At 43.1% G+C, this 14,356-nt stretch carries 11 protein-coding genes, 2 tRNA genes and 1 pseudogene; 4 read left to right on the top strand and 10 right to left on the bottom strand.

Going from position 1 to position 14,356, the window contains the following annotated elements:
* A pseudogene (locus I6E24_RS00500) lies at positions 1–229 on the bottom strand (hypothetical protein); the annotation flags it as partial.
* Positions 226–1,455 (bottom strand): site-specific integrase, encoded by a 1,230-nt coding sequence (locus tag I6E24_RS00505; protein WP_235325369.1) that lies wholly within the window; start codon positions 1,453–1,455, stop codon positions 226–228. The gene I6E24_RS00505 and the pseudogene I6E24_RS00500, both read right to left, overlap by 4 nt.
* Positions 1,456–1,748: 293 nt before the next feature.
* On the opposite strand from I6E24_RS00505, the gene I6E24_RS00510 reads away from it, so the two are divergent.
* Positions 1,749–2,564: an ion transporter gene (locus I6E24_RS00510; RefSeq protein WP_317218717.1), complete on the top strand. Its 816-nt coding sequence runs from the start codon at positions 1,749–1,751 to the stop codon at positions 2,562–2,564.
* A gap of 81 nt (positions 2,565–2,645) precedes the next feature.
* Here the strand turns inward: I6E24_RS00510 and I6E24_RS00515 are convergent, their stop codons facing one another.
* Positions 2,646–5,897, bottom strand: a complete 3,252-nt coding sequence (locus I6E24_RS00515) for a S41 family peptidase (RefSeq protein ID WP_235325371.1) — start codon at positions 5,895–5,897, stop codon at positions 2,646–2,648.
* 257 nt (positions 5,898–6,154) lie between these two features.
* On the opposite strand from I6E24_RS00515, the gene I6E24_RS00520 reads away from it, so the two are divergent.
* Positions 6,155–7,705, top strand: a complete 1,551-nt coding sequence (locus I6E24_RS00520) for an ATP-binding protein (protein ID WP_235325373.1) — start codon at positions 6,155–6,157, stop codon at positions 7,703–7,705.
* 41 nt (positions 7,706–7,746) lie between these two features.
* Positions 7,747–8,118, top strand: coding sequence for a thioesterase family protein (locus I6E24_RS00525; protein WP_204508768.1), 372 nt, complete (start codon positions 7,747–7,749; stop codon positions 8,116–8,118).
* Positions 8,119–8,187: 69 nt separating this feature from the next.
* Here I6E24_RS00525 and I6E24_RS00530 read toward each other — a convergent pair whose 3' ends face one another.
* The 3 genes from I6E24_RS00530 to I6E24_RS00540 all read right to left on the bottom strand — a co-directional run bounded on the left by I6E24_RS00530 (position 8,188) and on the right by I6E24_RS00540 (position 9,778).
* A complete protein-coding gene (locus I6E24_RS00530) occupies positions 8,188–9,531 on the bottom strand; it encodes an MATE family efflux transporter (protein ID WP_235325375.1) in 1,344 nt (447 codons plus the stop codon).
* A 70-nt stretch (positions 9,532–9,601) separates the two neighbouring features.
* Positions 9,602–9,685: transfer RNA gene (locus I6E24_RS00535), tRNA-Leu, on the bottom strand.
* Positions 9,686–9,705: 20 nt separating this feature from the next.
* A tRNA-Pro gene (locus I6E24_RS00540) sits at positions 9,706–9,778 on the bottom strand.
* 160 nt (positions 9,779–9,938) lie between these two features.
* Here I6E24_RS00540 and I6E24_RS00545 point away from each other — a divergent pair.
* Positions 9,939–10,454, top strand: a complete 516-nt coding sequence (locus I6E24_RS00545; protein ID WP_235325377.1) for a histidine phosphatase family protein — start codon at positions 9,939–9,941, stop codon at positions 10,452–10,454.
* A gap of 116 nt (positions 10,455–10,570) precedes the next feature.
* Here the strand turns inward: I6E24_RS00545 and pyrH are convergent, their stop codons facing one another.
* The 4 genes from pyrH to I6E24_RS00565 are packed head-to-tail and all read right to left on the bottom strand — an operon-like array spanning position 10,571 to position 14,186.
* Positions 10,571–11,281: a UMP kinase gene (gene pyrH / locus I6E24_RS00550; protein ID WP_154044489.1), complete on the bottom strand. Its 711-nt coding sequence runs from the start codon at positions 11,279–11,281 to the stop codon at positions 10,571–10,573.
* A 55-nt stretch (positions 11,282–11,336) separates the two neighbouring features.
* A complete protein-coding gene (locus tag I6E24_RS00555) occupies positions 11,337–12,191 on the bottom strand; it encodes an SDR family oxidoreductase (protein WP_235325481.1) in 855 nt (284 codons plus the stop codon).
* A complete protein-coding gene (locus I6E24_RS00560; protein WP_235325379.1) occupies positions 12,191–13,417 on the bottom strand; it encodes an NADH:flavin oxidoreductase in 1,227 nt (408 codons plus the stop codon). Before I6E24_RS00560 ends, I6E24_RS00555 begins: the two co-directional genes overlap by 1 nt.
* Positions 13,418–13,421: 4 nt before the next feature.
* The gene (locus I6E24_RS00565) at positions 13,422–14,186 is read right to left on the bottom strand and encodes a DUF1295 domain-containing protein (RefSeq protein WP_235325381.1); all 765 of its coding nucleotides are present in this window, start codon (positions 14,184–14,186) and stop codon (positions 13,422–13,424) included.
* Positions 14,187–14,356 lie beyond the last annotated feature (170 nt).

Raw genomic sequence — 14,356 nt, forward strand, 5'->3', positions numbered from 1 at the left:
GCAAGGCATACATGTCCGCATAATAGCCGTTGGGCAGCTTGATACGTTTTTCAGCTTCAAGAGGATTCAAAACTCCACACTTGTACACGGCACGAATGGCGGCACGGAGCGTCGGGGCGATTACCCCGAACAGCTCTACCAGCTCCATTTCATTCATCCATATATTGCCTGTATCAGATGGTATGGTAATTCTACCATAGCTGTCCGTTGTGATTATTTCCCGTTTCATATCCCTGCCATTTTCACGTTCCCGAATGATTTGCTCAGCTTGTCGCCCAGCATCGTGAGGTCATTATCCAATTTCTGCACGGTTATCTTCGCATAGATTTGCGTGGTCTCAATGTTCGTATGCCCCAAAATACGGCTGACGCTCTCGATTGGCATCCCTTTGCTGAGAGCCAGGGTCGCAAACCCGTGCCTGGAGCAGTGAAAGCTGATTTTCTTGGTAATACCGCATTCCTTTATCATCTTTCCCATACGCTTGCATATTGACCAATAGTTGAGATTGGGAAATACAAGATTGTTTTCCTGAAAAGCCTTGTAACGCTCGATTATCTGCAAGGGAATATCCAGCAGCTTCACCTGAAACGGTACACCCGTCTTGTGTCGTTTGGAAATAATCCATTTCTCACCGTTCACTTCCACAATTTGGTCGTTGCTTAATTCCTTTATATCCACGAATGAGAGGGCGGTAAAACTGGCGAAAACAAAAATATCACGGAGATAGGAGTTCTTGGGGTCTTTGAACTGAAATTCCATCAATGTTTTCAACTCATTCTCCGTCAGATATTCACGCTCTTTCGTGTTCGGGCTTATATGGAACTGGGCAAACGGATTTCTCGGTATATGTCCGTTGAAATGCGCCCGCATCACCACACCTTTCAACCACATGCAGTTTTCCCATATCGAACCGTTGTGCAGTCTGGCTTCGTTGGAAAGGAACACGGCGAACTCCTTGATGAAGTCGGGCGTAAGTTCAGGCATGGAGATGTCGTTCCGCTTGTAATGTGACCTGATGAATGCCGCCACATGGTTTCTTGCCCGCACCCTTGCCATATAGGTAGCCCTGACCCTGTCTTTTCCGACACGCTTCTTGAACACTTCATTTTCCTTGTCGAAAGCACCGAGCAACGTTTCATACTCACCGCCCAATCCCTGATAGGCATTGCGTACCATTTCTGCCGTTACATACGCTTCACGGTCGGATATACGCTGGTAATGCTTGATGATTTGAGCCTTGATGTTGTCAAGCGCAAGATTGGTTTCCCTCGCTTCCATACTCTTACCCTTTGCCTTGTTCCCTTTGGCATCCCAAAGCTCTTTCGGGATAGCTCGCTTGCAGCTAAACTGTGCTACCGTTCCGTTGATTGTAACTCGTCCCATGATGGGGACAATTCCGTTCTTTTCCTTACTGCCGTTCACGTAGAACAGCACCTTGAATGTGCTTCTTGCCATACTCGTTTCTTTTTGGTTGCAAAACTATAAATCAACGAGTTACCTATTGATAAGCAAAGCTGCGCAGAACGCCGCAAAATGAAATAGGGACTGTTAAATCTGCACTTTCATCGGGTAATGATTAGGAAACCGTTCTTTTGCTTTAATCTGCTTTAAGACGGTTTTCAACTGTCTGCCCAACTTCTGCGTTTTTCCTCTAACTCCCTAATTATCAAATCCTGTTGCGTTAATCTGCTGCAATTCGGCGGATATTCCAGAGATTTTCCGTAAGTTTGCTATAATTATTATCAACTATGGAAAAAGGAACAAACGACATCAGTAATCTTCGCGGAAAGCTGAACAGCATTATCCGCCATGAAAAACTCTACAGAACTATACACCGTCAGCTAATGAAGAAATGGTTCCAGTATTTCGTACTGTTTTTCATAATAGGGTCTATATTCTCTATAATTTACAGTTCGTTCGACGAGTCAGAACCATACAGAAGCCGTTTGTTTCTGTTCAATTACCTTGCCTCATTCATTTTCACAATAGAATACATTCTGCGCCTTATAGCTGCTCCGGTTCAGTATCCGCGTTACAACCGAGCATGGCGTGCCCGCCTACACTACATTTTCTCCTTTTATGGTCTGATAGATTTCGTGGCGATACTACCTTTTGTTATGATATATGTCTTTACGGGAACTCCTCATATACATCTGGTAGTTCTGGCATATATTCTGATAATATTCAAGCTAATCCGCTATTCACGTTCATTCCAGATGATAGGTACAGTGCTTCAAACCGTTAAAGAGGAACTCATCACATCATATACCGCATGCGGCATCATGCTGGGTTTCTCCGGAATACTGATGTATTACATAGAGCGAAACGCACAGCCTCATGCATTCGAAAACATCGGCGACGGATTCTGGTGGGCCATAGTGGCATTCACTACTGTGGGATACGGCGATATATATCCTATTACTCCCCTTGGCCGTTTACTTAGCAGTCTTATAAGCCTGATAGGTATTGCCATGATTGCAATTCCGACCGGTATCATAAGTTCAGCTTTCATGAACATGCTTATAGAGAAAAAGCAGAAAGCCGAAAAGGAAAAACAGGAATAATCATATAGAATAGAAAAATGGCTGCACCATAGTTCCGATGCAGCCATTTTTCTATTATCACTTTACATGTTTCTGTGTCTGTCACTTGATTGTCTTAAGCATTTCCTTCACTGCAGCTTCCAGCTGTCTGTCCTCGCCTCTCAATACTTCTTCAGGCGAATTATAGACTTCAATATCAGGCTGAAGCTCCTTGTTTTCAAGATATTCGCCGCGCATATCCATACATCCCACCTGAGGTATACCGAAGACAATACTTGGGTCAATCTGTCTTTCCCACCATACGGCAGTCATTGTTCCCGGAACTGGTGTTCCGATAAGCTTACCTATGCCCAATTCCTTATATACCCATGGGAAACCGTGGGCGTTACTGTAGTTGTCCTCACATACAAGAACGCATGACGGTTTGAGCCACTTGTTGAACGGGTCACTGCCGATATACTGTCCTCTAGGAACGAACCTCTGATATTCCTTCCCGCTGAGAAGTGTGACCAAATCATCATGCAACCATCCACCGCCATTATGACGAGTATCAACTATCACAGCATCCTTCGTTCTGTTCTTCTCGCTCAGCAACTCGCTATATACAGTACGGAAGCTAGGACTATCCATTCCCTGAACATGCACGTATGCCACACGTCCACCGGAAAGTTTCTCAACTATCTGTTCATTTCGTCTTACCCATCTCTTATAGAGTAAATTGGACTGTTCGCCTGCACTGATTGCCTTTACCGTAACATCGAAACGTTTCTTGGTTTCAGGGTTATACACTGAAAGAAGCACCTTCTTGCCAGCCTTACCTTCCAGCATCGGGTAATAATCGACACCTGCCAATATCTTCTCGCCATCTATCTTTTCGATGATACATCCTTCGGTTACACCTGTCTTCTTTACAGCAAAAGGTCCTTTGGCAATTATTTCCTTTATCTTCAGACCGTCTCCTGTATATTCATTGTCATAGAACACGCCAAGACACGCTGTAGGGAATGAAGTACCGGCCGCATAATATCTTGCTCCGGTGTGGGAACCGTTAAGCTCGCCAAGCAACTCACTCAGCATTTCCTGGAAGTCATAATTATTGTTTATATATGGCAGGAAACGCTTGTAGTTTTCGTAATAGCCTTTCCAGTCAACTCCATGCAGATCGGCTACATAGAATTTGTCTTCCACCTGCTTCCAGATGTGATTGAACATATACAGGCGTTCCTCATACGGACGATAATTGAAAGGAGCACTGAACTCAACATCCTTCGACTCGCCTTTCTCCATATTCACTTTCTTGATAGAAGAATTGCAGAGATAGAGATTCTCCTGTTTCTTGTCAGTCATCATGACCCCGTAACCAATCTTTTTCATAACGATTGAAGTCTTGTTCTCCTTCAAGTCGTGCATCCAGAGATCATAACCGCCCTCGAATGCAGCCTGATAGTAAAGCTTGTCCCCCTTGGCAGAAAGTACGGCATCACCAAGTCTGGAAGAATTAACAGTCAGACGGATAATTCTGTCACGACAGTTTTCAAGGTCGAATACCAAAGGCTTGACTTCGTCTTCCTTATCCTTCTTTTCATCTTTCTTCTTTCCTTTTTTCTTTTCGTTTTCCTTCTTCTCCGCATCCTCTTTATCTTTCTTTTCCTGTTCTTCCACAAGGGCAAGCTCTTCCTTGCTCATGCGGAAACGTTCGTAAGCGTCAAGGTCGAAAAACATGATATAAACATCATCCTCAGAACCCCAACTGCCGTGACTGCGATAACCCGCACGGTCGCTTTTCCATATCATAGCCTTACCGCCCAGAACCCATTTCGCATCTCCGTCAGTATATCCGCTCTGAGTAAGATTATGTATTTCACCATTGCCTGACGCATTGACCAGTGCAACGTCATTATTGTTCCAGCCCCCATGACCGATATATCCCGAAAGGAGCCAACGGCTGTCAGGGCTCCATTCAAACCACTGGTCACCGTCACTATAAGAATATTCAAACTTACCATCCATTACTGTGCGAACTGCCTTTGTCTTCAGATTAAGAACACGTAATGTTGTTCTGTTTTCAAGAAAGGCCACTTCCTTGCCGTCAGGGCTATACTGAGGCTGGAATGAAGTCACATTACTGTTTACCAGTCTTTCTTCCTTGAATTCATTGACATATGTAAACAACTCATCTTCTTTATTAACCAACGAGGTCTGATATATCTGCCACAGACCGTTTCGTTCAGACGCATATACTATACTCCTTCCGTCAGGCGAGAAATCTATATCCCTCTCCTGCTCCGGAGTGTCGGTAATATGTTTTGTGGTTTTATATTCTACAGATGTGACATATACATCGCCACGCAAGATGAAAGCTATTTCCTTGCCTTCAGGAGATACTGAAATCTCTGTAGCGCCTGACGACTTCAGCCATTTCACGAGATGTTTGTCATAACTGTCGGACACGATGCTGACATTGACTTTCTTCGGAGATTCACCTTCTTTCACTGTATAGATTTCTCCATTGAACCCATAGCACAAAGTTCCGTTTGAAGCTACTGAAAGGAAACGTACAGGATGGTCGGTATGAGATGTCAGACGTGTTATGTTCTTACCTTCAAGATCCGATTTATAGATATTGAAACTACCTTCCCTCTCGCTCAGATAATAGAACGATTTTCCGTCCGGAGTCCATACAGGAGTTCTGTCTTCACCATCGAAAGAAGTGATTTTCCTGTAACTTTTTGCTGCCCCTTCCTGCTCTGTGCAAAGCCAAATATCACGTGTAATGGATGATGTGTGATGCTTTCTCCAGGCATCTTCATATCCCTTCTTGTCATGATAAAGAAGAGACTTGCCATCAGGACTTACACTGATATCCTCCATAGGAATAGACGAGAACATTACAGGTCTGCCCCCATCTGTTCCTACTTCATATATCTGCGGGAACTGTGAACTGGGGAAAGTCATATCCTGAGCATCAGGCATAACTACAGCCTGAAAAAGCACATGACTGTTGTCGCTAAAAGCGTATGGCACCTCATTCCCGGAATGAGTGGTAAGTCTTCGTGGCACTCCACCGTCCTTGCCAACAATAAATATATCCATACTTCCTTCCCTATCGGAAGCAAAAGCAATATTCTTTCCGTCAGGACTCCACACGGGATGTGTGTCGTGTCCCTGATTGGAAGTTATCTGCAAAGCTTTACCACCTCCGGCAGGTACAGTGTAAATATCACCCTTGTAAGTAAATGCTATCTGCTCGCCGTCAGGAGAAATAGCACAATAACGCATCCATAATGGAGCATCCTCAGCATAAGATGCAACTCCGGCAATAGAAACGACCGTTGCGAATAAAAGTCTTTTCATAAGCTTGATTTTGTAATTTTCAGAATATCCGTTTTTTTATAAATATTATCGTAATACAAAAATCACAAAATTCCGGAATTTCAGCAAGAAATGAATTGAAAACTTTGAATCAGACTTTAATTCCTTTTATTATCCGATATATTCTTCAAGAAAGCAAGCAGCATATTAATTACCTTTTATTCTGGTGTTCTTGACATTGTGCGAAGAAAAACATATATTTGTAACGATTAATCATTCATTTAAAAAGCAACACTTATATGGCTAATATTTATCCGGTAGGGATACAGAGTTTCGACGAAATCCGTAAAGGTGGATATATTTATATCGACAAGACAGAATATATCCATGAATTGATTAAAAACGGGAAATATTACTTTCTGAGCCGTCCGCGACGTTTCGGGAAAAGCCTTCTTATTTCGACCATAGAAGCATACTTTCTTGGCAAAAAAGAACTTTTCAATGGTCTTGCCATGGAAAATCTTGAAAATGAATGGATAGAATATCCTGTATTGCATATAGATCTGAACAATCAAAAATATGAGTATAAAGATAGTCTGGACGAGATTCTTAACAACACATTAACCCACTGGGAAGAACTATACGGAAAAAGAGAAGCAGAAAGCAGTCTCTCCTTACGTTTTCAGGGAGTTATACAGCGTGCTGCAGAAAAGACCGGTAAAAACGTTGTCATACTGATAGATGAATACGACAAGCCTATGCTGCAGGCAATAGGAAATGAGGAGCTTCTTACAGAATACAGAAACACCCTGAAAGCATTCTACGGAACTCTGAAAAGCTGCGACCGACACATCAAGTTTGCGCTGCTTACAGGAGTTACAAAATTCAGCAAAGTCAGTGTGTTCAGCGACCTTAACAATCTTATGGACATCTCGCTGTCAAGACGTTTTGCCAATATCTGCGGAATTACAGAGCATGAACTCCACCGCGACTTCAAGGAAGACATAAAAGTAATGTCCGAAAAGAACGACATGTCCGAAGAGAAAATGAAGGATACTCTGAAGATATGGTACGACGGATATCATTTTGCCGACAAGAGCGAAGATATCTACAATCCTTTCAGTATTCTGAACACCTTTGCAGAAATGCAGTTGGGAAGCTACTGGTTTGAAACCGGCACACCGACATTCCTGGTGGAACTGCTTAAGAAAAGCAATTATGACCTGAACAGATTCAATAATGAAATGGCATCATCGGATTCATTAGGAGGAATCGAGTCTATATATGTAAATCCTGTACCTATTCTTTATCAGAGCGGGTATCTGACTATCAAAGATTTTGACAAGGAGTTCAGACTATACTATCTGGGATTTCCCAACCGTGAAGTAGAAGAAGGATTCAACCGATTTCTGTTGCCATACTATGCGTCTGTAGAGAACGGCAACACTACATTCCAGATAAAATCATTTATAAATGATGTGCGCAATGGAGATATAGATTCATTCATGCTACGCCTGCAAAGTTTCTTTGCAGACACCCCTTACGAACTGGCAAGAGAACTCGAACTGCACTATCAGAATGTTCTTTTCATAGTCTTCAAGCTATTGGGTTTCTATACCGAAGCCGAATACCATACCTCGAACGGAAGAATTGACATGATAGTCAAAACAAACAATTATATCTACGTTATGGAATTCAAACTTAACGGTAGTGCCGAAGAGGCTATAAAACAGATAAATGAAAAAGAATACGCAAAGCCATTCGCTTCCGACACCCGCAAATTGTTGAAGGTAGGAATCAACTTCAACAATCAGATAAGAGGAATAGAAAAATGGATAGTTGAAGAATAATATTTATTTTTGTAACTGATAATAACAACAAACATATAATAATGGAAACAGGATTGAAACACGTCAGCACAGTGACCGTAAGTGCTGCCAACACAGCCCTCACAATGGGTTCGGGCGATATGGAAGTTTTCGCTACACCTGCAATGGTAGCCCTAATGGAAAATGCCGCAATGAAAGCAGTTGCGCCTCATCTGCCAGAAGGCTCAACCACAGTAGGAGCTATGATGGAAACATCGCATATCAAGCCATCAGCTTTGGGAGAAACAGTCAATGCGGAAGCTGTTCTTGAAGAAATAGACGGCAGAAAGCTTACATTCAAGGTTACTGCGTCAGATTCAAAAGGTACAATAGGCGAAGGAAAACATATCCGCTATATAGTAGATAGAGAACGTTTCCTCTCTAAACTGAAATAAGAAAAACCTTAAACAATAAACCAATACGGACCGTTTCAGTCTAATATGTGAAACGGTCCGTATTCTTTTTTATATCCTCTTCAATTTCCATTTCCCCCGATGCAGATATATACTGCAGAAGATGAGCAGGAATCCTCCGTAAACATGTTCCGAAGTCCAGCACCAAGCCACATCGAGCCTCATCACCTGAATTATAAATGTGATATATGCAGCATAAATCACTAGAGTTGACAGTTCCAACATAAACGCCATACGCGTATTTCCCGTACCCGATACAGATTGAAAATATATATTCGATGCAGCCGTAAGCCATGTAGTGGTACAGAACACCAACAACGACGGAATTGACGCTTCTATAAGATCAGGCATATCAGTATATATACCTAATACCACAGTAGGAAATACCGCAAACAAAATGGTCAACGGTAAAACAATAGACAGTGCCAGTTTTATATGCTGATGCACCGTACAGACCACACTGTCAGCCTTACCTGCACCTATCTGATTACTTACGAGCGAACCGCACGTGGAAGCAAACGCAGATATTATCATAAACGTGATACCGGAGATGTTCCTTATGATATTTGTTATCGCAAGCGGACGTTCGCCCAGATGCTCCACATAAAGAAAGAATATAAACCATGTGGAAAGCGATACGAAATTCTGAATCATTGTCCACAGAGAGACATTAAGAATTCTTCTGAGTTTATCCGTATTGAATGAACTGAACCTGTTCAGTCCATATTTCTTCAGGTCTATTTTCCTGACGGTATATGTTATGAAAAAGATCAGTGATACAAGCTCCGCAAGCGACGAACCTATTGCCGCACCTGCTATTCCAAGAGCCGGAAATCCCAACTTACCGAAAATCAGGATATAATTGAAAACAATGTTCGAGCCCACCATCACAAGCGAATTCAGAGTAAGAGTCTTGGTCTGAGTAGTACCGACAAAGAAAGCCCTGAACATCACAGCCACGAATGAGAAGAAGAATCCGAAAGCCCTCCAGTGAATATAACTCTCGGCGGCAGCATAAATATTCTGCGACGAAAGTATCTTCGGAAGCAACCACGGTGTTATCAACTCGGTAAGAGTAAACGCGGCCGCTGCCAGAAAAATCATGAAATACACGCCCTGATAAAATATGTCGCCTATCTCGGAATATCTCTTTTCGCCGTTCCTTCGCGCCATCAGTATCTGCGAACCGATACTGAAACCGAAGCCTATCATGAAGATAGCAATATAATATACTCCGGCTATGGCAGACGCACCAAGCTCCACCTCACCCACTCGCCCCAGAAAGGCAGTATCAGTCATACCTATAGCCTGCTCCATCACAAGGCTAATAAGTATTGGATAGGCTATGGTCAGAATTTCTTTTGAGGTATATGCTTTTTTCTGAATATTATTCATAGTTAATTGATTATAAAAAAAGAAACCCTCATAAGCTACTCACTTACAAGGGTTATGTTTTGATTTTTTGTACCCAGACCCGGGGTCGAACCGGGATGGATGTTACTCCACTGGTGTTTGAGACCAGCGCGTCTACCGATTCCGCCATCTGGGCTTATTGTCTTTTATTCTCTGTCGGAATGAGGCGACTCGAACGCCCGACCCCTACGTCCCGAACGTAGTGCGCTACCAACTGCGCTACATTCCGAGTGAGAATTTTTCGTTTGCGGATGCAAAGGTATTCATAAAATCGGTATTTGCAAAACTTTTGTAATATTTTTTGCTCGAAAACATAAAATATCATTGTTGAATATAGGAAAATTCATACTTTTGAGCCGCAAAAGTATATTTTATAAGCTATAAACACCATGACAACAATATATCTTGCACGCCACGGACAGACGGAAGAAAACCTTATGAGGATTTTTCAGGGACATCTGCCGGGAACACTGACAGCCGATGGCATTGAGCAGGCACGAAACCTGGGAAAGGAACTTGAAGGTATCACAATAGACTGCATACTGAGCAGCGACCTTAAACGCGTAATCGACACAGTGAACTATGCCATGGCAAACAGACATCTGCCTTGGGAAAAGACAAAATTGCTCAGAGAAATAGACTGGGGGAAATGGACAGGGCTAAAGATAGACTCAGTTGATAAACAGAATCCTCCGGAAGATGCCGAAACCAAAGAAATGCTTTATGAACGCGGAAAACGTATAGTGGAATATATAAAGGAGAAATACTCCGGAAAGAATGTACTGGTAGTGGCACACGGACTTATCAACCGCTCCATCCAGGCTCATATATTGGGAGTAGATATAAACGAGCTTTACAACATTCCGCACATGAAGAATGCCGAAGTGAGGAAATTCACTTTATAAACAGATAAAAGAATTATTAACAGGAAAGAGAGTTATTAACAAAAAAGAAAGTTATTAACAGGTATATGCAAAGCTGTTAATAACTTTCTTTTTTATGTATCTATATCAACCGGAAATCAAGGATGAACCAGAGTTCCTATGTTTTCGCCGGACATAACTTTCTTCAGATTACCTACTGTATCCATATCGAATACGATGATAGGCAGATTGTTTTCCTTGCACATACATGTAGCTGTCAGGTCCATAACCTTAAGTCCGCGTGCAAGAACTTCATCATATGTTATTTCGTCGAACTTGGTTGCAGTAGGATCTTTCTCAGGATCAGCAGTATAGATACCATCTACACGTGTTCCCTTCAACATTACGTCGGCCTCAATTTCAATACCTCTCAATGAAGAGCCTGTATCTGTAGTGAAGAACGGATTCCCTGTACCGGCAGACATGATTACCACTTCGCCGTTTTCCATTGCCTCGATGGCTTTCCATTTGGTATAGAACTCACCTATCGGTTCCATGCGGATTGCTGTAAGCACACGTGCCTTCACACCTGCCGCCACAAGAGCAGAGCTAAGTCCGAGGCTGTTGATAACTGTAGCAAGCATACCCATCTGGTCGCCTTTCACACGGTCGAATCCCTTACCAGCACCGCTAAGTCCGCGGAAGATGTTACCACCGCCAATCACAATACCAATCTGCACACCCATATCGTGTATTTCCTTGATCTGCTGTGCATACTCGCCAAGGCGCTTTTCGTCTATACCGTATTTCTTTTCTCCCATCAGGCTTTCACCGCTCAGCTTAAGGAGGATTCTTTTGAATTTAGCCATAACTTTTTATCGTTTATTATTTTACCGAAACAAAATTACTTATTTGATTATTACCTTACAAATTTTCAGAAACTAAAAAGCTTTCCAGTTTCGTCTCCGTCTGTTCCCAAAGTTCTTTCATATGAGGATGATGCAGATACTTGTCGCTTAATTTCCTCTGCTTGCAAGAGGCAAACATTCCGCCGGTAACTCCTTCGTACTTTTCATCAAGCAGAAGATGTATCGCCGTATCAGCTCCCTGTCGTGGAGTACGGATACACGGACGGAACAGAATGTCCGTAAGAGGATCAAACCACATATCCATCCTGATGATATTGGTAGAAACGATTCCAGGGTCGGCAGCATTAACAGTTATTCCCTTGTCTTTCACTCTTTCAGAGAGTTCACGGGTGAAAAGCCAGAGTGCAAGTTTTGTATTACTGTATATAGGGATACGGAAGAAACTACCCTCACGTCCTTTCGTAAAGAAATTAGGGCCTATTTTTCCGATGGCGTACGTACACGAAACCATACTCACAATCCTGCTCCCTTCGTGCATCAATGGCAATAACAAACGTGTAAGAAGATACGGAGCCAGATAATTCACTGCCACTGTATGTTCGAAGCCGTCTTCCGTACGTGTGAAATGTGTACACATAGTCCCGGCATTATTCATCAGAAGTTCCACCGAAGGAGTCTTGCTCTTAATCTTTCTTGCAGCCTCAACCACCGACTCCATCGAAGACAAGTCTGCCTGAACCACCTCTATATCATCATTGCCGGTATCAAGAGCAATCCTGCTTTTCTTTTCCTCACCTTTAAAACTGGTGTAACACACCATTATCACATGATAACCTGCCAGCGCAACGGCCTTGGTTATTTCCGAGCCCATACCTCCGTCGGCTCCCGTTATTACAGCAGTCTTCTTCATCATTTGTTCTCCAGTTTTTCAATTTCTTTTTTCAGACAAGGCGGAAGTTCCTCTTTCAGATGCTTATGGCATGCCATATCCACTGTGTACATTCTGCCTATACAGTAATTGCTGTGTCCGCAATTGCATCTGGCACATTCTTCCGTCTTCATGCGGTTGACAAATCCCGGTTCATTCAACAGGGCACGCCCCATCTGCACAAACTCGAATCCTTTGTTCAGCACCTCGTCTATTTTCTCTCTTGAAACAAGTCCACCTACATATACCAGCGGAATATCCTTTATCTGCTCTCTGAACTTCAGTGCATCATCAAGGAAATAAGCCTCGCTGAAAGGCACTGTAGGTATCATCATGCGTCCGAAAAGTTTTACACTGTATTTCAGCCACCAGCAGTCCATGTAATGAGTAAGAGTCTTTATAGGCATCGCGCCACGCATGACGTACATAGGCGCCTTGCTTACGAAACCTCCACTGAGAACAAGAGCGTGCGCACCGTCCTCTTTCAACCGCTGTGCCACCTTCAGGCTCTCGTCAATATCCATTCCTCCCTTGAAGCCGTCGCGCATGTTCATCTTTACCAGAACAGCCATATCATCTCCGGCAGCTTTCATCACCTCTGCCATAACCTCGTCCATGAAACGCATTCTGTTTTCCAATGAACCGCCATACTCGTCCTTTCTGTGATTGGTATATGGAGAAAGGAACTGGCTTATCAGATATCCGTGTCCGGCATGTATCTCTACGGCATCAAAACCTGCCTCGCGAGCCAGTCTCACCGCATCGCCGTATGCCTTAGCCATAACAGGAAGCTCATCTTTACGGAGTCCGCGGACAAATGTAGGCGAATAGAGATTAAATCCGGTACATGCACCTACAGGCGTTTCGCCACATATCTTCTTGTGCGACATGTTTCCACAATGCCCCAGCTGAATACTTGCAGCTGCTCCCTCACGATGGATAGCGTCAGTAAGTTTCTTCAGGTCGGGAACAATCTCAGGACGCATCCACAACTGCCGATCGAAAGACAGTCCGCTTCGTGTCACCGCAGCGTATGCCACAGTAGTCATTCCCACTCCACCATGAGCAACCGACACATGATAGTCATACAAAGCCTTCGACGGCTTGTTGCCGGGACACATACTTTCGAACGCAGCCGAACGTATGGTCCTGTTTCTCAGCGTCAAAGGACCAATCTTATATTCTGTAAACAGTTTTGATGTTTCCATATTCCTAATATATATAAGGTATCAAACATTTTCTTTTTCCTACCACTTCCGTACCGAATTCCTCCACATAGCGTTTCCTTATGGCGTATGCACGTGGAGCAAGATTGGCAAAAGTCCATACCACGAATACCCATGCCGCAGCATCGCATGTCAGTATGGCAAATCCTGTCCATTCCATCAGCTCTCCCAGATAATTTGCCGATGTGACGTAACGGTACATTCCTTTTTGCGGGAAATAGTGACGTGTATCGCCTTTCGGACGAAGATGTCTTATCACATTGTCCGAATGAAGGTTTATCACCATCCCGGCAATGAATACCAGAAGGCCTATTATAAAATAAGGAGAATAGAGCCATTCGACGGTATATTGGTCAGAGTGCTCAATATGAAACAATGAATATCCTATCAGAAAACCGTTGATAAGATTAAACACTACTCCCATAAGCATTATGCTGACAGGCATCTTGCTTTTACCTTTCATCAGTAGCGGAAAAACAAATGTCCTCTGGAAATAATGTATCTCGAAGAGGATGAAGAAAACGGCGGGGACGGACATCATGGTATATTGCCCTGTCAGCCACATTGTTGCCATAAGGATGAATGCGGGACATTCCATTATCACCCAACCCACTTTATTGGGAAGGCTCAAGCCCCAACTTTTGGTGTGGAATATACCATAGCCTGCCTTAACGAAAAAGAGAGCGATGAACACTATTACAGCCAGCACAGGCATAATGTACATCAGAGAATTAAAAAAAGTATTAATCATAGAATTCGTATTTTCCCCCAAATTTATGATTTTATTTCCATTCGGTCAATTATTAATGTCAAAACATAGAATATGATGCAAAAAAACGAGCGCACACAGAAAGCGGAACACGTTCGTGTTGCGCGTGTTACACGTCAGTGCTACATGAGTTACACTTTCGAGTTACACGC

It is taken from the genome of Bacteroides caecigallinarum, from assembly GCF_021530995.1.
Classification (GTDB): Bacteria; Bacteroidota; Bacteroidia; order Bacteroidales; family Bacteroidaceae; genus Phocaeicola; species Phocaeicola faecigallinarum.

Bases quoted from the DNA above. Each gene is read 5' to 3' on its own strand.
- I6E24_RS00510 (WP_317218717.1), top strand. From the start codon at position 1,749: ATGGAAAAAGGAACAAACGACATCAGTAATCTTCGCGGAAAGCTGAAC.
- I6E24_RS00525 (WP_204508768.1), top strand. From the start codon at position 7,747: ATGGAAACAGGATTGAAACACGTCAGCACAGTGACCGTAAGTGCTGCC.
- I6E24_RS00505 (WP_235325369.1), bottom strand. From the start codon at position 1,455: ATGGCAAGAAGCACATTCAAGGTGCTGTTCTACGTGAACGGCAGTAAG.
- I6E24_RS00555 (WP_235325481.1), bottom strand. From the start codon at position 12,191: ATGAAGAAGACTGCTGTAATAACGGGAGCCGACGGAGGTATGGGCTCG.
- pyrH (WP_154044489.1), bottom strand. From the start codon at position 11,281: ATGGCTAAATTCAAAAGAATCCTCCTTAAGCTGAGCGGTGAAAGCCTG.
- I6E24_RS00560 (WP_235325379.1), bottom strand. From the start codon at position 13,417: ATGGAAACATCAAAACTGTTTACAGAATATAAGATTGGTCCTTTGACG.
- I6E24_RS00565 (WP_235325381.1), bottom strand. From the start codon at position 14,186: ATGATTAATACTTTTTTTAATTCTCTGATGTACATTATGCCTGTGCTG.
- I6E24_RS00515 (WP_235325371.1), bottom strand. From the start codon at position 5,897: ATGAAAAGACTTTTATTCGCAACGGTCGTTTCTATTGCCGGAGTTGCA.
- I6E24_RS00520 (WP_235325373.1), top strand. From the start codon at position 6,155: ATGGCTAATATTTATCCGGTAGGGATACAGAGTTTCGACGAAATCCGT.
- I6E24_RS00530 (WP_235325375.1), bottom strand. From the start codon at position 9,531: ATGAATAATATTCAGAAAAAAGCATATACCTCAAAAGAAATTCTGACC.
- I6E24_RS00545 (WP_235325377.1), top strand. From the start codon at position 9,939: ATGACAACAATATATCTTGCACGCCACGGACAGACGGAAGAAAACCTT.